This is a genomic window from Pseudomonas sp. SCB32, assembly GCF_009189165.1.
In the GTDB taxonomy this organism is placed as follows: domain Bacteria; phylum Pseudomonadota; class Gammaproteobacteria; order Pseudomonadales; family Pseudomonadaceae; genus Pseudomonas.
On sequence record NZ_CP045118.1, the window covers coordinates 6,177,909 to 6,198,900 of the forward strand.

Consider the following 20,992-nt stretch of genomic DNA (forward strand, 5'->3'; position numbering starts at 1 on the left):
CGAAAAAGGGCCCGCCGCAATGCGGACGGGCCCGGGTTGGTTGGATTCCTCAGCTCACCTGGGCCATTCCTGCGGCAACCGCGACACGGCCGCGCTGGCGGAAGCTCAGCAGGTAGCAGATCAGCCCGATGAAGAAGCCCACACCGGAGTACAGGCGCAGCCAGAAGAAGATCTTCAGCTGCTCGACCGTGGCCATGAACGGCAGGGCGGCGCCATCGGCGGGCATGCGCTGCAGCCAGACCTGGACGATGCCGGCGGCGGTGAGCATCAGGGTGATCAGCAGCATGGAGATGGTCATCAGCCAGAAGCCCCAGATTTCCAGGCCCTGCGCACGGGCGTCAGGCGCTTCGCCGATGCCCCGCAGGCGTGGCATGGCGTAGCTGATCATGGTCATGACGATCATTGCGTAGGCGCCGTAGAAGGCCAGGTGACCGTGGGCGGCGGTGAGCTGCGAGCCGTGGGTGTAGTAGTTCACCGGAGCCAGGGTGTGCAGGAAGCCCCACACGCCGGCGCCGAGGAAGGCGGTCACGGTGGTGCCCAGGGCCCACAGCGCGGCAGCCTTGTTCGGGTGCTCGCGGCGGCGACGGTTCACCATGTTGAAGGCGAACAGCACCATGGCGAAGAACGGCAGCGGCTCCAGTGCGGAGAAGATCGAACCCAGCCACAGCCACACGCCCGGCGCGCCGATCCAGAAGAAGTGGTGGCCGGTGCCGATGATGCCGGTGATCAGGGCCATGGCGATGATCACGTAGAGCCATTTCTCCACGACCTCGCGGTCGACGCCGGTGATCTTGATCAGCACGAAGGCCAGCATCGCGCCCATGATCAGCTCCCACACGCCTTCCACCCACAGGTGCACGACCCACCACCAGTAGTACTTGTCGCGGGCCAGGTTTTCCGGGTTGTAGAAGGAGAACAGGAAGAACACCGCCAGGCCTACCAGGCCGGTCATCATCACCACGCTGACGGCGGTCTTGCGGCCTTTCAACATGGTCATGCCGATGTTGAACAGGAAGCCCAGCGCCACGACCACGATGCCCATCTTGGTGATGGTCGGCTGTTCGAGGAACTCCCGGCCCATGGTCGGCAGCAGCTCGTTGTGGGTCAGCCTGGCCAGGCCCGCATAGGGCACCAGCAGGTAGCCCAGGATGGTCAGTACGCCGGCGACGGCGAATACCCAGAACAGCACGATGGCCAGTTTCGGGCTGTACAGCTCGCGGTCGGCTTCCTCGGGGATCAGGTAGTAGGCCGCGCCCATGAAGGCGAACAGCAGCCAGACGATCAGCAGGTTGGTATGCACCATTCGCGCAACGTTGAACGGAATCGCCGGGAACAGGAAGTCACCGACCACGTACTGCATGCCCATGATCAGCCCGAAGACGATCTGCCCGACGAAGAGCATCAGGGCGAACACGAAGTACGGCTTGGCCACCGACTGCGAGGCGAATTTCAGATAGGGATTGCCCGGGTTCATGATCAACCCTCCTTGTTCGGCGGCCATTTGTTGGTGTCGATCTTCGAGGTCCACAGCAGGAACGCCGCGAGATCGGTGACCTCCTGGTCGCTGAGGTGGAACTGCGGCATCTGCCGGCGACCGGGCACGCCCAGCGGCTGCATCTTCATCCAGGCCGCGAGGAAGCTGCCGAAAGCGGCGTCACCGCCACGGCGGACCGCGACGTTGCCCAGCTCCGGCGCGAAGTAGGCGCCTTCACCGAGGATCGAGTGGCAACCCACGCAGTTGTTCTGCTCCCACACCAGCTTGCCGCGCACCACCGATTCGGTGAGCTCACTCTGGTGGGTGCGCTTGGGGAAGGTGGTTTCGGTGTGATAGGTCAGCGCGAGGAACACCAGGAAGAAGAAAACGCCTCCTCCCAGGTAGATGTTCCTCGCCATCCCTTTGGTAAATGTCTCTGACATGGGGCCCTCCTAGGTCACGGTCGGGGCCATTGTAGGAAGCGTCCTAGGACGTCTCGCTTGATGGCAATCAAGAAAGACCAATGCTTCCAGTCAGGTATTTTTCCGAAGGAAAATCAGGGAGTTGCGTGCAGAGCCAGGATCACGCTGGTGACCACCAGCGGCCAGCCGAGCAGCAGCGATTGCCACAGGCGCGGGCCGTGGTTCAGCTCCATGAAGCGCAGCGCGATGATCCAGGCTTTGCCCAGCCCCAGCAGCAGGATCGCCGCCACCGGCAGCAGCACGTCGGGCGCGTGGTGCCCCAGCCATACCGCCGCCACCGACATCGGCAGCATCGCCAGCCAGGCGAGCAACAGCGTCTTCATGAACCGGGCGCCAACACGTAGACCAGCGGGAAGAGCACCACCCAGACCAGGTCGACCATGTGCCAGTAGAGTGCGCCGGACTCCAGCCCGCCCAGGGCATCGCGGCGGTAGGCGCCGCGCAGGCAGCGCAGCGTCATCCAGCTGAGGATCACCAGCCCCAGCAGCACATGCAGGAAGTGGAAGCCGGTGATCAGCCAGAACAGGGTGAAGAAGGTGCTGTACTCCAGGTCCAGCCCGCGCGAGGCGAGGTGCTGGTACTCGCCGGACTTGAGCACCACGTGGGCCAGCCCCAGCAGCACAGCCACGCCCAGCAGGGCGGCCGCGCGGCGCTGCCGTCCGTGGCGCACCTGCTCCACCGCCAGTGCCGCGCAGAAGCCGGCGGTGAGCAGGGTCAGGGTGAGCGCCAGGGCGGTGGACAGGTCCAGCTGCGCGCGACCGGCGCGGAAGCCTTCGACGTCCAGGTGCTGGGTCACGGCGAAGACGATGATGAGGATGGCGAAGACCGTCAGCTCGGCGAGGATGAACAACCACATCGCCAGGTCGCCCGGCAGGCGCCGGGCGTTGAGCGTCGCCTCAGGCGAAATGGACATCGACCAGGTCCATCAGCGCGGCGACCGTGGCCTCGTCGTCCGACAGCGGCTCGGCGAGCCCGGCGCGGCAGGCATCGCGCGGCGCCACGCCGGCATTGAGCAGACGCGCGGTGAGCACCAGCAGGCGCGTCGAGCAGACTTCCTCCAGCTCCTGCCGGCCCAACCGGCGCAGGGCTACGCCCAGTTGCGCCAGACGCTGCGCCAGCTCGGAGGAAACGCCAGCCTCGCGGGCGATGATGCCGGCTTCCACTTCCAGCGTCGGATAATCGAACCGCAGGGCGACGAAGCGCTGGCGGGTGCTGGGTTTCATGCCCTTCAGCAGATTCTGATAGCCGGGGTTGTAGGACACCACCAGCATGAAGCCCGGTGGCGCCACCAGGGATTCCCCGGTGCGCTCGATGAACAATTCGCGGCGATCGTCCGCCAGCGGGTGCAGCACGACCACGGTGTCCTGCCGCGCCTCCACCACCTCGTCCAGGTAGCAGATACCGCCTTCACGCACTGCGCGGGTCAGCGGGCCATCCTGCCACCAGGTGCCGTCGCTGCCGATCAGGTGGCGGCCGACCAGGTCGGCCGCCGACAGGTCGTCATGGCAGGCCACGGTGTACAGCGGCAGGTTCAGGCGCTGCGCCATGTGCTGGACGAAGCGCGTCTTGCCGCAGCCGGTCGGGCCCTTGATCAGCACCGGCATGCCATGGGCGGAAGCGTGGGTGAACAGCGCCACCTCGTTGCCGGTCGCCTGGTAGAAGAGCGGCTCGATGTGCTGGGCAGGGGCGTTCATGGCGAGGATATCTCTGTAGGAAGTTTCGGTAGGCAAGCTAATCAGCCAGCCCCCCTCTCTCAAGCGCGCCGAGAGGAGTTCTTGATTGCCATCAAGCCAAGGCCGCTCGGGCCGCTCCTAGAATCGCCACAGAAGCCGGGCGGGAAGCCGGCGAAAACGATCGGCGCCTCGAAGCGCCCAGCCCGTGAGGAGAGCGTTCATGAACAAAGCCCTGGTTGCCCTGCTGTTCGGCGGCTTGCTGGTGCAGACCACTGCGATGGCCAGTACCGGCGAGGAGCTGTTCAAGGCCAAGGCCTGCGTGGCCTGTCACGCCGTCAACAAGACGGTGGTTGGCCCAGCCTTCAAGGAGGTCGCGGCGAAGTATGGCGCCGACGGCGTTGCGCACATCAGCAACAGCATCAAGACGGGCAGCAAGGGTGTCTGGGGGCCGATTCCGATGCCGGCCAACGCCGTCAGCCCGGACGAGGCCAAGACCCTCGCCGAGTGGATCGTCACCCTCAAGTGATTCCACGCCGCGCGGCCGGCGCTCAGTGCCGGCCGACGCTCCTCAGCATCTCCAGGCAATCCCCCGCCGCCAGCGGCGGGCTGATCAGGAAGCCCTGGATCTCGTCGCAGCCGTGGGCGCGCAGGAAGCCCAGCTGTTCGGCGTGCTCGACCCCCTCCGCCACCACCTTCAGTTCCAGGCTGTGCGCCATGGCGATGATCGCCCGGGTGATGGCCGCGTCCTCGCCTTGCTGCGACAGGTCGCGGATAAAGGTCTGGTCGATCTTCACGTAGTCCACCGGGAAGCGCTTGAGGTAGCTGAGCGAGGAATAGCCGGTGCCGAAGTCGTCGATGGCCAGCTTCACGCCCATCTCGCGCAGCTGGCGGAAGGTCGTGGTGACACTCTCGACGTTGTCCAGCAGCTGGCTCTCGGTCAACTCCAGTTCCAGCAGGTGCGACGGCAGGCCGGTTTCATCGAGCACGGTGCGCACCAGCTCGACCAGGTTGCCGGTGCGCAGCTGATGCACCGAAAGGTTCACCGAGACCCGCAGCTCATGACCCTGTTGCTGCCACTCGCGGGCCTGGCGGCAGGCGCGGCGCAGGACGAACTCACCGATGGCGCCGATCAGCCCGGTTTCCTCGGCCAGGCCGATGAAGTCGCCCGGCGGCACCATGCCCATTTCCGGGTGGCGCCAGCGCACCAGCGCCTCGGCACTGTCCAGGCGCTCGTTGGCGAGGTTCAGCTTGGGCTGGTAATGCACGTCCAGCTGGCCTTCGTCGATGGCCTTGCGTAGCCGGGTTTCCAGCTGCAGGCGCTCCAGGGTGCAGGCCTGCAGGTTGTCGGTGAAGAACTGGAAGGTGTTGCCGCCCAGGTGCTTGGCGTGATGCATGGCCATGTTGGCCTGGCTCATCAGCGCGGAGATTTCCCAAGCGTTGTCCGGCAGCAGGCTGATGCCCACCGAGGCGCTGATCACCAGTTCGTGGCCGCCTACGGTCATCGGCGCGCGCAGCTTGGCCAGCAGCCGGCTGGACAGGCGCGCCAGCGCGGCAAGGCTGGCGTAGGAGTCGATCAGCACGGCGAATTCGTTGCCGGACAACCGGGCGATGGTGTCCGCCTCGGGCACCGTCTGGGTCATGCGCCGCGACATCTGCCGCAGCAGCTGGTCGGCGACTTCGTGGCCGAGGCTGTCGTTGAGCAGCTTGAAGCGGTCCAGGTCGATCAGCAGCAGCGCCGCCGTGCGGCCTTCCTGGCGGGCGCGCTGGCTGGCCTCATGCAGGCGTTCCTTGAACAGGCTGCGGTTGGCCAACCCGGTGAGTTCGTCATAGTGCGACAGGTAGCGCAGGCGTTCCTCGGCGTCGCGGCGGGCGGTGAGGTCGGCGAAGAAGCCGACCACGTGGGTCACCTGGCCACGGCCGTCGCGCACCACGTTGAGTTGCAGCCACTGCGGGTACAACTCACCGTTCTTGCGCGTCTCGATCAGCTCGCCCTGCCAGGTGCCCTGGCACTCCAGCTCGGCGCGGATCGCCTGGTAGCGGCGCAGGGTCTCCGCCGAGCCCATCAGCCGGCTGACGTTGCGCCCCAGCAGTTCCTCGCGGCGATAGCCGGTGAGGCGGGTGAAGGCTTCGTTGAGGGCGAGCAGGCGGTAGTTCGGGTCGAGAATGATGATGCCTTCGCTGGCCGCCTCGAACACCGTGGCGGCCAGGCGTTGTTCTTCCTCGCGCTGCTTGCGGGCGGAGATGTCGCAGCGGGTGCCGACCATCCGCGTGACCTGCCCGAGGGCGTCACGCTCCATGGCCCGGCCACGGTCCTCGACCCAGACCCAGTGGCCGTCGGCATGGCACACGCGGTATTCGATGCGGTAGCCGTCGGTGCGGCCCTTGAGGTGCTCGACCAGCGCCCGCCGCAGCAGCGGCAGGTCGTCCGGGTGCAGGCGCGGGCGCAGGTCGTTGCGTACGCTCTTCACCGCCGCCTGGGTGATGCCGAAGATTTCTTCCAGGTGCGAGTGGTGCACCTCGTCGGTCAGCAGGTTCCAGTCCCACAGCCCCAGCTCGCTGGCTTCCAGCGCCAGCGCAAGGCGCGCCTCGGTGTGGCTGAGCTGCGCGCTGCCCGCCTCCACCCGTTCCTGCAGGGCATCGCGGGCGCGGCACAGTTCGCGCTCGGCTCGACGGCGCTGCTCGACTTCACGCTCCAGATCCTGGTTCAGCGCTTCGGCCTGGCAGTTCGCGCGCTCCAGATGCGCCACCAGCGCCTGGGCCTGGAAGCGCCGCAGCAGGCTGGTATGCACCAGCCGGTGGATCTGCCAGGCCACCACCAGCAACGCCGCCAGCAGGATCACCCCGAGCACTCCCCAGCCCTGCTGCAGCGGGTTCTCGCTGAGCAGCAGGTAGGAAATCGACGGGAACAGGCAGGGCAAGGCGAAGGTGAGGAAGGCCGGCAGGCTGACCGCATAGGCCACGCTGGCCGACAGGATTGCGGCGGCGATCAGGCCGAACACCAGGGACTGCTGGAGGAAGGCGTCCGCCGGAACAAGGGCAATGGCGGCGAAGGCCAGGGTCAGTCCGGAGGCGCCTGCGCCGAACAGGAAGGCGCGCTGCCAGTGCCCGCTGGCCTGGCGTTCGGCGGACGCGGCATGGAAGGCGGATACCTGGATCAGCCGCAGCACGGCCAGCAGCACTAGCGACACCAGCCAGCCGCAGAGCAGCACGGTGGATACCCGCTCCCACAGCAGGCCGGCACAGGCCAGACCGTTGAGCAGCATGAGCAGCGTCGGAACTCGGGACCCCTGATACAGCAGGCGGGTGCGTTCGACGGCAATCTCGTGAGCATACTGCTGGCGGATCTCGGCATGGCTCACCGGAATCGCCGAAGGCTCTACATAAGCAGTCATAGGCGTTTTTCTTGTAGGTTCTGGCCTAGGAGTCGGCGGAGCATAACCGAGGACAATCCTCCGCTAACAGCATCACAGATGGCATTTGGCCGGCTGCCTGCCCAACTTTCGTCGGGAATCCGCCGGACGGCGGGCCGGTTTGCCCGGGTTTCGGCCCCACCGGTAGAATGCCGCCCCATGAATGACGACCTCTCCCTCCTGCTCAACTCCCTCAATGACCCGCAGCGCCAGGCCGTGGCCGCGCCGCTGGGGCGCCAGCGCGTGCTCGCTGGCGCCGGGTCCGGCAAGACCCGCGTGCTGGTGCACCGCATCGCCTGGCTGATCCAGGTGGAGCGCGCCTCGCCGCACAGCATCCTGGCCGTGACCTTCACCAACAAGGCCGCCGCCGAGATGCGCGCGCGGATCGAGCAGCTACTGGGGATCAACCCGGCGGGCATGTGGGTCGGCACCTTCCACGGCCTGGCCCACCGCCTGCTGCGTGCGCACTGGCAGGAAGCCGGGCTGCCGGAGAACTTCCAGATCCTCGACAGCGACGACCAACTGCGCCTGGTCAAGCGCGTGGTGCGCGAGTTGGGGCTGGACGAGCAACGCTGGCCGCCGCGCCAGGCGCAGTGGTTCATCAACGGGCAGAAGGACGAGGGCAACCGCCCGCAGAACATCCAGGCCAGCGGCGACCTGTACCTGTCGACCATGGTCAGCATCTACCAGGCCTACGAAGAGGCCTGCGCCCGCGCCGGCGTGGTGGACTTCGCCGAGCTGCTGCTGCGCTCGCTGGACCTCTGGCGCAACCGCCCGAGCCTGCTGGAGCACTACCAACGGCGCTTCCGCCACATCCTGGTGGACGAGTTCCAGGACACCAACGCCGTGCAGTACGCCTGGCTGCGCTTCCTCGCCAAGGGAGGCGAGAGCCTGATGGTGGTGGGTGACGACGACCAGTCGATCTACGGCTGGCGCGGCGCGAAGATCGAGAACATCCAGCATTTCGCCGATGACTTCGCCGGTACCGAGGACATCCGCCTGGAGCAGAACTACCGCTCCACCGGTACCATCCTGAAGGCCGCCAACGCGCTGATCGCCAACAACAGCGGGCGCCTGGGCAAGGAGCTGTGGACCGATGGCGTCGACGGCGACCCGATCACCCTCTACGCCGGCTTCAACGAACACGACGAAGCGCGCTACATCGTCGAGACCATCGAGGACGCCCTGCGCAAGGACGGCCTGAAACGCAGCGAAATCGCCATCCTCTACCGCTCCAACGCCCAGTCCCGCGTGCTGGAAGAAGCGTTGCTGCGGGAGAAGATCCCCTACCGCATCTACGGCGGCCAGCGCTTCTTCGAGCGCGCCGAGATCAAGAACGCCCTGGCCTACCTGCGCCTGATCCGCCTGCGCGACGACGACGCCGCGCTGGAGCGGGTGATCAACGTGCCGCCACGCGGCATCGGCGAGAAGACCGTCGAGGCGATCCGCAACGCCGCGCGCCTGAACGGCACCTCCATGTGGCGGGCAATCAACGACGTGATCGCCGCCAAGGCCGTGGCCGGCCGCGCCGCCAGCGCGCTGAACGGTTTCCTGGAAACCGTCGACCTGCTCGCGGTGAAGGTCGAGGGCATGCCGCTGCACCAGATGACCCAGATCGTCATCGAGCAGTCCGGCCTGATCACCTACCACAAGGAAGAAAAGGGCGAGAAAGGCCAGGCCCGGGTGGAAAACCTGGAAGAACTGGTCAGCGCCGCCCGCGCCTTCGAGACCCCGGACGACGAGGACACCCCACCGCTGGTGGCCTTCCTCGACCACACCGCGCTGGAGTCCGGCGACACCCAGGCCGACGCCTTCGAGGACAGCGTGCAGCTGATGACGCTGCACAGCGCCAAGGGCCTGGAGTTCCCGCTGGTATTCCTCGCCGGCGTGGAAGAAGGGCTGTTCCCGCACAAGATGAGCCTGGAAGAACCGGGCCGTCTGGAAGAAGAACGCCGCCTGGCCTACGTGGGCATCACCCGTGCCATGCACCGTCTGGTCATGACCTACGCGGAAACCCGCCGCCTGTATGGCAGCGAGACCTACAACAAGGTGTCGCGCTTCGTCCGCGAAATCCCGCCGAGCCTGATCCAGGAGGTGCGCCTGTCCAACTCGGTGAGCCGTCCGCTGTCGGGCAACCAGCGCAGCGGCAACCTGTTCAGCGGCGCCAGCGTGCCGGACACCCCCTTCAGCCTCGGCCAGAGCGTGCGCCACCCGCTGTTCGGCGACGGCGTGATCCTCAACTTCGAAGGCTCCGGCGCCCAGGCACGGGTACAGGTGAACTTCGACAGCGAGGGCAGCAAGTGGCTGATGATGGGTTACGCGAAGCTGGAAGCGATCTGAGGCCGCTTCACTCCGCGCTCAACCTGTAGGAGCGCCCCATGGGCGCGAATCGCGGGCATGGCCCGCTCCTACGGGTGCGGAGGCTTTCAGCACCTGCGCCAAGTTCGGCAACGGCATCAATGGTGCTGCCCGCCGCCGCTCTGCTCGAAGGTCTCGATCAGCGCCACCTGCATCCGCGAATGCACGCGGATGAACCAGCGCCAGAACACCGCGATCACCAGCGCCGCGATCAGCGCCACGACGACCAGCAGCTCGCCCGGCGGCAGGATGCTCGAACTGAGCGCTGCCAGCAGCAGCATCATGCCGCCCAGCGACAGCAGCGGGATCAGCTCGGAAATCACCCGGCGCACCCGCGCCGTATGGCGCCCGGCGCTTTCCGCCTTCACGCCCATTTCCGCCAGCAGCATCGCCAGCGCCTTGAGCTTGCGGTAGGCGGCGATCAGGAACGGCAGCGACAGCAGCAGCGCGGCGCCCCAGATCAGCGCCTTGTGCAGCGCTTCCTGCTCGACGATATCGACCAGCCACTGGGAAATCGTCCCGGCGAAGTAGGCCAGGCCGAAGAAGATGGCGATCACCAGGGTCAGGTTCACCCCCACCTGCAACAGGATGCGGCGGATCAGCCCGGCGAGGATCGCCTTGTCGCCACGCGGCTTGATGCTGCGCAGCCATTCGCCGTAGAGGCTGAACACCCGCACCATGGGCGGTGGCAGGCTGCGCCCCAGGTACAACGCCAGCGGGTCGGCGGAGCGGATCAGGTAGGGCGTCAGCAGCGTGGTGATGGCCGACACGCCGACCACCACCGGGTAGAGGAAGTCGCTGGTCACGCCCAGGCTCATGCCCAGCGCGGCAATAATGAAAGAGAACTCGCCGATCTGCGAAAGGCCCATGCCCACGCGCATCGAGGTGCGCCCATCGTTGCCGGCTATGAAAGCGCCAGTCCCGCACGACACCAGTTTGCCCAGCACTACCACCAGGGTGATCACCAGGATCGGCGCGGCGTAGTCCACCAGTACTTTCGGGTCGATGGTCAGGCCGATGGCGACGAAGAAGATCGCGCTGAACATGTCGCGCACCGGCTCCATCAGCCGTTCGATCTGAACCAGCTGGCGCGACTCGGCCATGATCGCGCCGATCAGGAAGGCGCCCAGGATCATGCTGTATTCCAGCTTCACCACCAGCAGGCAGAAGCCGAAGCACAGGCCCAGCACCGTCACCAGCAGCATCTCGTTGCTTTCGAACTTCGCCACGTAGGCCAGCAGGCGCGGCACCAGCAGGATACCGACGACCAGCGCGACGACCATGAACAGGCTGAGCTTGCCGACGGTGGAGAACACTTGGTCGGCTTCCACCGTGCCGCTCACCGCAATGCCGGAGAATAGCGCGATGATGCCGATACCGAGGATGTCCTCGATGATCAGGACGCCGAAGATCAGCTGGGCGAAGCGCTCGTTCTTCATCTTCAGGTCACCCAGGACCTTGATGATGATGGTGGTCGAGGACATCGCCAGGATCGCGCCGAGGAACAGCGAGTCCATGGTGCTCCAGTCGAACAGCCGGCCGATCTCGAAACCGGCCCAGAGCATCAGGGTGATTTCCAGGAAGGCGGCGATGAACGCCGTGGCGCCGACCTGGAACAGCTTGCGCAGGGAGAATTCCAGGCCCAGGCAGAACATCAGGAAGATCACCCCCAGCTCGGCGAGGGTCTTGATCGTCTCCTGGTCGTGCACCAGGGCGAAGGGCGGGGTGTGCGGGCCGATGATCACCCCGGCGATGATGTAGCCCAGGACCACCGGCTGCTTGAAACGATGGCAGAGGATGGTGACGAAGCCGGCGATCAGCATGATCACCGCGAGGTCCTGGATGAAATCGATGGCATGCATGGTCGGCGGTCCTCGCGGCGTGGGGTCTGGGGGATCGCGCGGCGGACGGCCTCGCTCAGCGAAGCCTATCATCCGACTTTACCGACAGGCGGTTCTGAAAGAATCAGTAACAGACTGATTTGGAAAGGGAATCCACGACCCCCATATAGGGCAACAGCGCGAAACAAAATCCGGCTGGCCCTCACAGGCCCCGGCCGGCAACATGACGCGCGTCGATCCACCAACCAAGAGAATGACAACGATGAAGCGCTTTCTCAGCCTTGCCATGGCCTTCTGTGTCGCCGTGACGCTCAGCCTCGACGTCAACGCCGCCAAGCGTTTCGGTGGCGGCAAGAGCATGGGCTCGGCGCCGAGCCACCAGACACGCCAGGCGCAACCCAGTGCCGCCCCGACTTCCCCCACCGCGGCTCCTGCCGCCGCCGGTGCTGCCGCTGGCGCAGCCGGTGCCGCCGCCAAGAGCGGCGCCTCGCGCTGGCTCGGCCCGCTGGCCGGCCTCGCCGCCGGTGGCCTGCTCGCCTCCATGCTGATGGGCGACGGCTTCCAGGGCATGCAGTTCCTCGACATCCTGATCATCGCGCTGATCGCGTTCATCGCCTTCCGCTTCATCGCGTCCCGTCGCCGCCAGCAGCAGGGCCATCAGCCCGCCATGGCCGGCCACGCGCCGATGCAGCGCGAAATGCCGGCCCAGCCGTCGGTCTTCGCTGGCGCCTCGCGTCCGGTCATGGACACCCGTCCGGTGATCAACGCGCCGAGCTGGTTCGATGAAGCCCGCTTCGTCGGCGCCGCCCGCGAGCACTTCATGGCCCTGCAGCAGCACTGGGACGCCAACGAGATGGACAAGATCGCCGAGTTCGTCACCCCGCAGATGCTGCAGTTCCTCAAGCAGGAGCGCGCCGACCTGGGCGACGGCTACCAGTCGACCTACATCGACAACCTCGATGCGCAGCTGGAAGGCGTCGACGACAACGCCGAGAAGACCATCGCCACGCTGACCTTCAGCGGCGTGTCGAAGACCTCGCGCTTCGACCAGGGCGAGCCCTTCAGCGAAAGCTGGCGCATGGAACGTGCCCAGGGCGAGAACCAGCCCTGGCTGGTGGCGGGTATCCGTCAGAACTGATCCTGCGCGCAACACTGGAAAAGCCCGGCCCTGGCCGGGCTTTTTCGTTTCCCGGTGAAGTTCAGCGCTCTTTCCTGGCTGGACGAAGGAACCGCCCGTCCGGACGCCGCCACGGCAGTGGCCTTGCGCCAAGTGCCGGCTACTACTGTATAAAGCGCGCCACTATCCAGACGTAGAGAGGCCCCGCCTGTGGAAGATGTGATCGAGAAGCTGCGTGAAGCGAACGAGCCGGTTCCCGTCCCCCTGGAATTGCCGGACGAAGAACTGCTGGTGGAGATCGAAGAAGCCCTGCTGATAGGCATTCCGTCGGAATTTCGTGAGTTTCTCCTGCAGGTCAGCGATGTGATTTATGGCCGTCTGGAACCGGTCACGGTGACCGATCCGCACTCCCATACCTACCTGCCGGAGGTGGCTGCCGTCGCCTGGTCGATGGGCCTGCCGCGCGAGCTGATCCCGCTCTGCGCCGATGGTGAGGACTATTACGCGGTGGCCGAGGACGGCGAAGTGGTGCTCTGGGCCGACGGCGAACTCACCGAGGAGACCTGGGACTCGGTGTGGACCTGGGCACGCGACGTATGGCTCGAGACCTGAACCGAGGCTTCGGAATTTCCTGACACTTCGATGGTCTCACTGGCAACTCACCGTACCTTCGGCCCTTTTGCTGTCCAGGCCAGGCACGATGCCTTGTTGTGGAGACGCTATGAAGTTCAAAGCCCTGTTCACCTGCCTGTTGCTGCTCGGCCTCGCCGGTTGCGCCGACAAGGCCGTGGTGACGCTGCAGGATGGCAGCGAAATCCTGGTGAAGGATCACTCTGATTACGACAAATACAATGACTACTACGAATTCGAGCAGCTCAATGGCGACACCATCCTGATCAAGAAGGACAACGTCCGCTTCATCAAGACGCCCTGAGTGCCGACAGGGTGAGATGCCGATCAGCGAGGTGGTGAGCGCAGCGCTCGCACTCCGGGCTGATCCTATCCGCTTAGCTGTGGGGGCTATCGCACCCCCAGCCGTCCCCCACTCTCCAGTTCGAGCAGATTGAGCAGGTACTGGCCGCAATAGCCCAGGTCCTGCTCGATGGCTTTGCGCGCGCCCGCGCCATCGCCGCGTTCCAGGGCGCGCAGGGCGTCTTCGTGGAAGTCGTTCAGGCGCAGCGACAGGTCGGCCTCGGTGAACAGGCGGTTGAAGAACGGCCCGACCTGCAGCCAGAGCGCCTCGATCATGCGCAGCAGGGTCGGGTTGCCGCAGGCGCTGTAGAGCGTGAGATGGAACAGGCTGTTGGCATCCAGGTAGCCCTGGACGTCACGGGCGTTCAGCGCGACTTCCATGCGCTCGGTGCAATCGCGCAGCACCGCCATGTCAGCCGGACGCAGATGCCTGGCCGCATCCTCCACCGCCAGTCCCTCCAGCGATTGCCGCACCTGCAGGATCTGCAGGTAGCGCTCGCGGGTCATCACCGGCACCCGCAGCGAGCGCTGCGGCTCGCCTTCCAGCGCGCCCTCGGCGACCAGCCGCTGCAGGGCGGCGCGCACGGGCATCGGGCTGGTGCCCCACTCCTGGGCCAAATCGCGGATCTTGAGCCGCTCGCCGGGCTGGAAGCGCCCGCTCAACAGAGCCTGGCGCAGGTTCAGGTACAGCTGCTCCTGAAGGTTGTCGGCCATCGCAGATCACTCCCGGCCAGCCGGCGGTGCCGGCAGTTGGGCGAAGGTCAGGCTGCAGTTGTGCATCATCTTGCGAATCCCTTGTTTTCGATCAGACAGAGTCCTGTGGCCGTCCACAGTCAGTTTGTGATCACAGAATTTGTTACAGGGCAGATTATCAGGCTAAACATCCTGTGTATTGACATTTTTGTGATCACAAATGGAAGATGTGCAAAAAAACAAACGAGGTGTGCAACATGACCGCCAGCGGAATCACCCAACAGGCCGTTGATCTCTTCACCGCCCGTGAGCGCCAGCGCTTCCTGGAACAGAATCCCAAGTCCGTCGCCCTTGCCGAGCGCGCGCACAAGTCGCTGTACGCCGGCGTGCCGATGCACTGGATGGCCGACTGGTCCACACCCTGCCCGCTGTTCGTAGAGCGCGCCCAGGGCGCCCGCTTCTACGATGTGGACGGCCATGACTACGTGGACTTCTGCCTGGGCGACACCGGCAGCATGTTCGGCCATTCGCCGGCGCCGATCGCCCGCGCCCTCGCCGAACAGGGCGCCCGTGGCCTGACCACCATGCTTCCCGGCGAAGACGCGGTGGTTTGCGGCGAACTGCTCGCCGAGCGCTTCGGCCTACCCTACTGGCAGGTCACCGCCACCGCCACCGACTCCAACCGCTACGTGCTGCGCTGGGCCCGTGCGGTGACCAAGCGCAAGACCCTGCTGGTGTTCGACGGCTGCTACCACGGCACCGTCGACGACGTGATGGTGCGCTACCGCGATGGCGAGACCGTGCACCGCTCCGGCCTGGTCGGCCAGGCCTACGACCTGACCCAGCACAGCCGCTCCATCCCCTTCAACGATGTCGAAGCGCTGGAAGCCGCGCTGGCCCAGGGCGACGTCTGCGCCCTACTGTGCGAGCCGGCGATGACCAACATCGGCATGGTCCTGCCCGATCCAGGCTTCATGCAGAAGTGCCGCGAACTGACTCGTAAATACGGCTCGCTGCTGATCATCGACGAAACCCACACCATCTCCACCAATATCGGTGGCTGCACGAAGCTGTGGAACCTCGACCCGGACTTCTTCGTGGTCGGCAAGCCGATCGCCGGCGGCGTGCCCTGCGGCATCTTCGGCTGCAGCGCGGAAATGGCCGAGCGCATGGCCGCCTCGCGCAAGAGCGCCCAGGAAGACAGCCACGGACACGGCCACAGCGGCATGGGCACTACCCTCTCGGCCAACGCCCTGGCCATGCACTGCATGCGCGCCAACCTGGAACAGGTGATGACCCAGGCGGCCTACGACCACATGCTGCCGCTGGCCAAGCGCCTGGCCGACGGCTTCCGCCGCCTGATCGCCAAGCACGAGCTGAAGTGGTCGGTGACCGAACTGGGCGCGCGCAGCGAGTTCCAGTTCTGCCCCATATCGCCGCGCACCGGCGCCGAGGCCGAAGCCGCCTTCCACGACGAGCTGCAGATGGCCCTGCACCTGTACCTGATCAACCGCGGCATCCTCATCACGCCATTCCACAACATGACCCTGTGCTGCCCGGACACCACCGCCGCCGACGTGGATCGCCTGATCGAGACCCTCGATGCCGGCATCACCGAGCTGCTGTCGATTCCCGGCGCACGCGAGGCCTGATCTCCAGGAACCCGTAGGAGCGGACTCCGTCCGCGATGCTTTTCGCCGCCTGCGGCGGATCGCGGACAAAGTCCGCTCCTACGTTGTTTTCTGGGTCCCCGCGTTCGCGGGGATGACGCAAAGGCGCTCGAATCTCACCCCCGTCACTCCCGCGAACGCGGGACAGCGCTTGCGCTGAACGCACTTCAGTGCGGCCCGAAGGGTGAGCGTAGCGAATAGCCCAGAAGACAGTTGCTCCTACAAAAGAACATTCCGGCGCACCGCGCCATCGAGGACCACCATGCAATTCGCCGATCGAAAGGAAGCCGAAGCCTTCCTCGCCGCCCACCCCGAGGTGCGCAGCATCGAACTCTTCATCATCGATTCCAACGGCATCCCGCGCGGCAAGCTGCTGCACCGTGACGAGCTGCTGGCGATCTACGACAACGGCCGCCCGCTGCCCAGTTCGATCCTCGCGCTGACCGTGCAGGGCGAGGACGTCGAAGGCACCGGCCTGGTCTGGGAAGTCGCCGACGCCGACTGCTGGACCTATCCGCTGCCCGGCAGCCTGACCCTGCAACCCTGGCGCACCAGCCCCACCGGGCAGCTGCAGGTGAGCATGCACCCGACCCAGGGCCTGCCGGCGACGCCAGCCGACCCGCGCCAGGCGCTGAGCCGCGTGGTTGACCGGCTGAAGGCCGACGGCTTCCACCCGGTGATGGCGGTGGAACTGGAGTTCTACCTGCTGGACAAGCAGCGCGACGCCAACGGCCGTCCGCAGCCGGCGCTGCAGATGAACGGTATCCGCCCGGAAGCGCCGCAAGTCTATGGCATCTACGAACTGGAGCAGCTGCAGCCGTTCCTCGACGACCTCTACGCCGCCTGCGAAGTCCAGGGCCTCCCGGTGCGCACGGCGATCTCCGAATACGCGCCGGGCCAGGTCGAGCTGACCCTGGAGCACCGCTTCGACGTGATGCAGGCCATCGACGAAGGCGTGCGCTACAAGCGCCTGGTGAAAGGCGTGGCGAACAAGCACGGGCTGCAGGCCTGCTTCATGGCCAAGCCGTTCGGCGACCGCGCAGGCTCCGGCATGCACCTGCACGTCAGCCTCGCCGACGAGATGGGCAACAACCTCTACGCCAGCGAAGACCCGCACGGTACGCCGCTGCTGCGCCACTCCATCGGCGGCATGATGGCCCGCCTGCTGGATTCCCTAGCGATCTTCTGCCCCAACGCCAACTCCTTCCGCCGCTTCCAGGCCAACAGCTACGCGCCGCTGGCCAAGAGCTGGGGCGTGAACAACCGCACCGTGTCGTTCCGCGTGCCCGGCGGCCCGGCGAAGAGCCGGCACATCGAGCACCGCATCTGCGGCGCCGACGCCAACCCCTACCTCGCGGCGGCGGCTATCCTCGCAGCCATCCACGAAGGCATCGGCAAGCAGATCGACCCGGGCGCAGCCATCGTCGGCAACGGCTACGAGCAGGCCACCGAGTTCCTGCCCACCGACTGGCTCACCGCGCTGCGCGCACTGGAGTCCTCCACCTGGGCCCGCGAGGCGCTGGGCGAGGAATTCCTCAAGGTGTTCCTGGCGATCAAGTGGGAGGAGTACCGCCAGTTCATGGGCGAGGTCGGTGAGCAGGACTGGCGCTGGTACCTCAATCACGCCTGATTCGTCCGAGACGGGCGAAGTGAAAACCTCGCTCGTCGTCGTATCCCATCGTGGATAACTGCCGGTGGATTTCTTCAGTGCTGTGGATAACTCGCCCCGCTCTGGCGCGGGCTCTTTGACACACGACAGCCTTACGAAAAATTTACTCTGGCAGAGTGAAGAATCTGGTCTTTTCTTGGTCTGTAATTGCACGGGGCGCGGGTGCGCCCTGTGATCGATACGGCGCCCGCCGGTACTGCCTGCCGGCCGCCGTCCTCTCTCAGGCAGGGAGAACCCGTAGACAATGAGCACTCCTGTCGTACTGATCACCGGCGCCGCCGGTGGCCTCGGAAAAGCCATCGCCAAGCGTTTCGCCCAAAGCCACTGGCGCATCGCCGCCACCGATGTGGACAAAGCCGGCCTGCACGCGTTGAACGCCCAGGTGCCGCTGGATGCCACCGCCGTCGGTGACTTGCGACGCGCCGACAACTGCCACAGCCTGGTCTCCGACATCCTCGCCCGCACCGGCCGCCTCGACGCCCTGGTGAACGCTGCCGGCGTCTGGCGCGAAGGCCCGGTGGAGGATTTCAACGAGGACGACTTCGACCTGGTGATGGGCGTGAACCTCAAGGCCGCCTTCTACATGTGCCAGGCGGCGACGCCGTACCTGAAGGAAAACCACGGCTGCATCGTCAACATCTCCAGCGACTCCGGCCGCCAGGCCTATCGCGGCTCCGCGGCCTACTGCGCGAGCAAGGCGGCGCTGACCATGCTCACCCGCACCCTGGCGCTGGAACTGGCCGAGTCGGGCGTGCGGGTCAACGCCATCTCCCCGGCGGACATCGCCACACCCATGCTCGACTACCAGGCCGAGCGCTACGGCCAGGGCAACCCGGACGCCTACAAGCGAGCGCTGCTGAAGGATTATCCACAGGGCAAGGTGTCGCGCTTCATCCGCCCCGAAGAAGTCGCCGAACTGGTCTGGTACCTCTGCAAACCGGAATCCGAAGCCATCACCGGTGCAGACCTGGCGATCGACTTCGGTCTCTCGGCCGGACGCTGACCCAGGCAACGGACGGGCGGCACAAGGCCGCCCGCTCCCCTCGATGAGTTTCCCTGGCGGTCCTCGCCAATGGGTTGTATAGAAAAAACTGTGTCGTCAGTCCCACTCCGGTGCGTCCAGAGTGGGTCCCTTTTCCATCCGCCACAGAGAACAGCATGGAACCCGGCAACCACCAGCTCAGCATGACCGTCCTGATGACCCCCGACATGGCCAACTTCTCCGGCAATGTCCACGGCGGCACCCTGCTCAAGTACCTCGACGAAGTCGCCTACGCCTGCGCCAGCCGCTATGCCGGCCACTACGTCGTCACCCTGTCGGTGGACCAGGTGATCTTCCGCGAGCCGATCCATGTCGGCGAATTGGTCACCTTCCTCGCCTCGGTGAACTACACCGGCCGCACCTCCATGGAGATCGGCGTGAAAGTGGTCACCGAGAACATCCGCGAAAAGTCCGTACGCCACACCAACAGCTGCTTCTTCACCATGGTGGCGCTGGACGACGAGCGTAAGACGACGGTGGTTCCGCAACTGGAGCCGCAGACCAAGGACGAGAAGCGCCGCTTCGCCCAGGCCCAGCAGCGCCGCCAGCTGCGCCAGGAGCTGGAACAGCGCTACAAGGCAATTCGCGACGAATGACGGACGATCGCGACATTTCTTGATAAGAATTGTCTGTGCCTCGAAAAAATTCCATCGCGTCAACGGGTTACTCTTGCGTGAAAGCAATGTAGGAATTCATTCCAGCGCCTAGAGTTTTCGTACGCGGGTTTGCCCCCGTGATCCACCTTCGAGCAACCCGGGCCCACCGGCTCCGGTTGCTCCCTGCGTGCCCGGAGCCCAGACCATGCATCACACGCCCCTGCTTACCACCCTCGCCGTCGGCTTCGTGCTGGCCTTCGTCCTTGGCGCCCTGGCCAACCGCCTGCGCATCTCGCCGCTGGTCGGCTACCTGGTCGCCGGCGTGCTGGCCGGCCCCTTCACCCCCGGTTACGTCGCCGACCAGGCGCTGTCCGGCGAGATTGCCGAACTGGGCGTGATCCTGCTGATGTTCGGCGTCGGCCTGCACTTCTCCCTGAAAGACCTCTTGTCGGTCAAAGCCATCGCCATCCCCGGCGCGGTCGTGCAGATCGGCGTGGCCACCCTGCTCGGCATGGGCCTGGCCTGGATGATGGGCTGGCAGTTCGGCGCCGGGCTGGTGTTCGGCCTGGCCCTGTCGGTCGCCAGTACCGTCGTGCTCCTGCGTGCCCTGGAGCAGCGCCAGCTGATCGACACCAAGCGCGGCCGCATCGCCATCGGCTGGCTGATCGTCGAGGACCTGGCGATGGTCCTCACCCTGGTCCTGCTGCCGGCGCTGGCAGGCTCCCTGGGCGGCACCTCCGACGGCAACGAAGGCAGCGTGCTGATGCCGATCCTGCTGACCCTGGGCAAGGTCGCCGCCTTCGTCGCAGTGATGATCCTCGGCGGCCGGCGCATCGTGCCCTGGGCCCTGGAGCGGGTGGCCAAGACCGGCTCGCGCGAGCTGTTCACCCTCGCCGTGCTGGCCATCGCGCTGGGCATCGCCTACGGCTCGGCGGTGATCTTCGGCGTGTCTTTCGCCCTCGGCGCCTTCTTCGCCGGGATGATCCTCAACGAGTCCGAGCTGAGCCACGAGGCGGCGGAGAACTCGCTGCCGCTGCGCGATGCCTTCGCCGTGCTGTTCTTCGTCTCGGTGGGCATGCTGTTCAACCCTGCCATCCTGATCCACGAGCCGCTGCCAGTGCTGGCCACCTTCCTGGTCATCGTGTTCGGCAAGTCGGTGGCGGCGTACGTCATCGTGCGCCTGTTCGGCCACCCCAACAGCACCGCGCTGACCATCGCCGCGAGCCTGGCGCAGATCGGCGAGTTCTCCTTCATCCTGGTCGGCCTGGGCGTCAGCCTGCACCTGCTGCCCGAGGCGGGCCGCGACCTGGTGCTGGCCGGGGCGATCCTGTCGATCCTGGTCAACCCGCTGCTGTTCATCGCCATCGACCGCCTGCAGGCACGCCAGGCACAGAAGGCCGAGAGCGAGCCGGGCGTGGTGCAGGTGGACGCCCCGGACCTGCCGCCGCCGGTGCTGGAGCGGGACCACGCGATCCTCATCGGCCACGGCCGGGTCGGCGCGCTGGTCAGCGAGCGCCTGCGCAAGGACAAGGTGCCGCTGGTGGTGATCGAGGACAAACGCGAGAAGGCCGCCGAACTGCGCGAGTACGGCCTCTGCGTGGTGGTCGGCAATGCCGCCATGCCGGAGGTGCTCACCCAGGCCAACATCGCCGCCGCGCGCTGGCTGCTGATCGCCATTCCCAACGGCTTCGAGGCCGGGCAGATCGCCAGCCACGCCCGGGCGATCAACCCGAACCTGAACATCGTCGCCCGCGCCCACTTCGATGCCGAGGTGGACTACCTGGAGCAGAACGGCGCCAACCTGGTGATCATGGGCGAGCGGGAAATCGCCCGGGGGATGGTCGAGCAGGTGGCGCGCCACGACGCCGTCGCGGCCGCCCGCGACGACCACCTGCCGCAGTCGGCCTGACGCCTGGCTGCCACAGGTCATCCCTACGCCTAACCGGCCCTCTGATGTCACCTTGCAGGAGCGGGCCATGCGCGCGATCGCGGGCA

At 66.0% G+C, this 20,992-nt stretch carries 18 protein-coding genes; 10 read left to right on the forward strand and 8 right to left on the reverse strand.

Features of this window, described 5'->3' with window-relative positions; genetic code table 11:
• Nucleotides 1-49: 49 nt before the first annotated feature.
• From GA645_RS28150 to GA645_RS28170, 5 genes are all read right to left on the reverse strand, one after another.
• The gene (locus GA645_RS28150) at nt 50-1,477 is read right to left on the reverse strand and encodes a cbb3-type cytochrome c oxidase subunit I (RefSeq protein ID WP_178119638.1); all 1,428 of its coding nucleotides are present in this window, start codon (nt 1,475-1,477) and stop codon (nt 50-52) included.
• The gene (locus tag GA645_RS28155) at nt 1,477-1,917 is read right to left on the reverse strand and encodes a cytochrome c (RefSeq protein ID WP_152227628.1); all 441 of its coding nucleotides are present in this window, start codon (nt 1,915-1,917) and stop codon (nt 1,477-1,479) included. Before GA645_RS28155 ends, GA645_RS28150 begins: the two co-directional genes overlap by 1 nt.
• Nucleotides 1,918-2,030: 113 nt before the next feature.
• Nucleotides 2,031-2,279, reverse strand: a complete 249-nt coding sequence (locus GA645_RS28160; protein ID WP_152227630.1) for a cytochrome C oxidase subunit IV family protein — start codon at nt 2,277-2,279, stop codon at nt 2,031-2,033.
• A complete protein-coding gene (locus GA645_RS28165; RefSeq protein ID WP_152227632.1) occupies nt 2,276-2,869 on the reverse strand; it encodes a cytochrome c oxidase subunit 3 in 594 nt (197 codons plus the stop codon). The genes GA645_RS28160 and GA645_RS28165 overlap by 4 nt, the downstream gene beginning before the upstream one ends.
• Complete coding sequence (locus tag GA645_RS28170) at nt 2,853-3,650, reverse strand: CbbQ/NirQ/NorQ/GpvN family protein (RefSeq protein ID WP_152227634.1); 798 nt, start codon at nt 3,648-3,650, stop codon at nt 2,853-2,855. Before GA645_RS28170 ends, GA645_RS28165 begins: the two co-directional genes overlap by 17 nt.
• A 199-nt stretch (nt 3,651-3,849) precedes the next feature.
• On the opposite strand from GA645_RS28170, the gene GA645_RS28175 reads away from it, so the two are divergent.
• Nucleotides 3,850-4,155, forward strand: coding sequence for a c-type cytochrome (locus tag GA645_RS28175; protein ID WP_152227636.1), 306 nt, complete (start codon nt 3,850-3,852; stop codon nt 4,153-4,155).
• 22 nt (nt 4,156-4,177) lie between these two features.
• On the opposite strand, the gene GA645_RS28180 is transcribed toward GA645_RS28175, so the two are convergent.
• Nucleotides 4,178-7,021, reverse strand: coding sequence for an EAL domain-containing protein (locus GA645_RS28180; RefSeq protein WP_152227638.1), 2,844 nt, complete (start codon nt 7,019-7,021; stop codon nt 4,178-4,180).
• Nucleotides 7,022-7,198: 177 nt separating this feature from the next.
• On the opposite strand from GA645_RS28180, the gene uvrD reads away from it, so the two are divergent.
• Complete coding sequence (gene uvrD, locus GA645_RS28185; RefSeq protein WP_152227640.1) at nt 7,199-9,379, forward strand: DNA helicase II; 2,181 nt, start codon at nt 7,199-7,201, stop codon at nt 9,377-9,379.
• Nucleotides 9,380-9,495: 116 nt separating this feature from the next.
• On the opposite strand, the gene GA645_RS28190 is transcribed toward uvrD, so the two are convergent.
• Nucleotides 9,496-11,259, reverse strand: coding sequence for a cation:proton antiporter (locus GA645_RS28190; protein ID WP_152227641.1), 1,764 nt, complete (start codon nt 11,257-11,259; stop codon nt 9,496-9,498).
• Nucleotides 11,260-11,500: 241 nt separating this feature from the next.
• Here GA645_RS28190 and GA645_RS28195 point away from each other — a divergent pair, with 241 nt between their 5' ends.
• The 3 genes from GA645_RS28195 to GA645_RS28205 all read left to right on the forward strand — a co-directional run bounded on the left by GA645_RS28195 (nt 11,501) and on the right by GA645_RS28205 (nt 13,289).
• Entirely contained in the window at nt 11,501-12,376 is an 876-nt protein-coding gene (locus GA645_RS28195) for a Tim44 domain-containing protein (RefSeq protein ID WP_152227643.1), read from the forward strand.
• Nucleotides 12,377-12,565: 189 nt separating this feature from the next.
• The gene (locus GA645_RS28200) at nt 12,566-12,967 is read left to right on the forward strand and encodes an SMI1/KNR4 family protein (RefSeq protein ID WP_152227645.1); all 402 of its coding nucleotides are present in this window, start codon (nt 12,566-12,568) and stop codon (nt 12,965-12,967) included.
• Nucleotides 12,968-13,076: 109 nt separating this feature from the next.
• Nucleotides 13,077-13,289, forward strand: coding sequence for a YgdI/YgdR family lipoprotein (locus tag GA645_RS28205; RefSeq protein WP_152227647.1), 213 nt, complete (start codon nt 13,077-13,079; stop codon nt 13,287-13,289).
• Nucleotides 13,290-13,375: 86 nt separating this feature from the next.
• Here GA645_RS28205 and GA645_RS28210 read toward each other — a convergent pair whose 3' ends face one another.
• Nucleotides 13,376-14,041: a GntR family transcriptional regulator gene (locus GA645_RS28210; RefSeq protein WP_152227649.1), complete on the reverse strand. Its 666-nt coding sequence runs from the start codon at nt 14,039-14,041 to the stop codon at nt 13,376-13,378.
• Between the two features lie 236 nt (nt 14,042-14,277).
• On the opposite strand from GA645_RS28210, the gene GA645_RS28215 reads away from it, so the two are divergent.
• From GA645_RS28215 to ybaL, 5 genes are all read left to right on the forward strand, one after another.
• Nucleotides 14,278-15,672: an aspartate aminotransferase family protein gene (locus tag GA645_RS28215; protein ID WP_152227651.1), complete on the forward strand. Its 1,395-nt coding sequence runs from the start codon at nt 14,278-14,280 to the stop codon at nt 15,670-15,672.
• A gap of 280 nt (nt 15,673-15,952) precedes the next feature.
• On the forward strand, nt 15,953-17,320 hold the full coding sequence (locus GA645_RS28220) for a glutamine synthetase family protein (RefSeq protein ID WP_152227653.1): 1,368 nt from the start codon (nt 15,953-15,955) through the stop codon (nt 17,318-17,320).
• A gap of 283 nt (nt 17,321-17,603) precedes the next feature.
• Nucleotides 17,604-18,362 (forward strand): SDR family NAD(P)-dependent oxidoreductase, encoded by a 759-nt coding sequence (locus tag GA645_RS28225; protein WP_152227655.1) that lies wholly within the window; start codon nt 17,604-17,606, stop codon nt 18,360-18,362.
• A gap of 155 nt (nt 18,363-18,517) precedes the next feature.
• Nucleotides 18,518-18,997: an acyl-CoA thioesterase gene (locus tag GA645_RS28230; protein ID WP_152227657.1), complete on the forward strand. Its 480-nt coding sequence runs from the start codon at nt 18,518-18,520 to the stop codon at nt 18,995-18,997.
• A 205-nt stretch (nt 18,998-19,202) separates the two neighbouring features.
• On the forward strand, nt 19,203-20,906 hold the full coding sequence (gene ybaL, locus GA645_RS28235; RefSeq protein WP_152227659.1) for a YbaL family putative K(+) efflux transporter: 1,704 nt from the start codon (nt 19,203-19,205) through the stop codon (nt 20,904-20,906).
• The last annotated feature ends 86 nt before the right edge of the window (nt 20,907-20,992 follow it).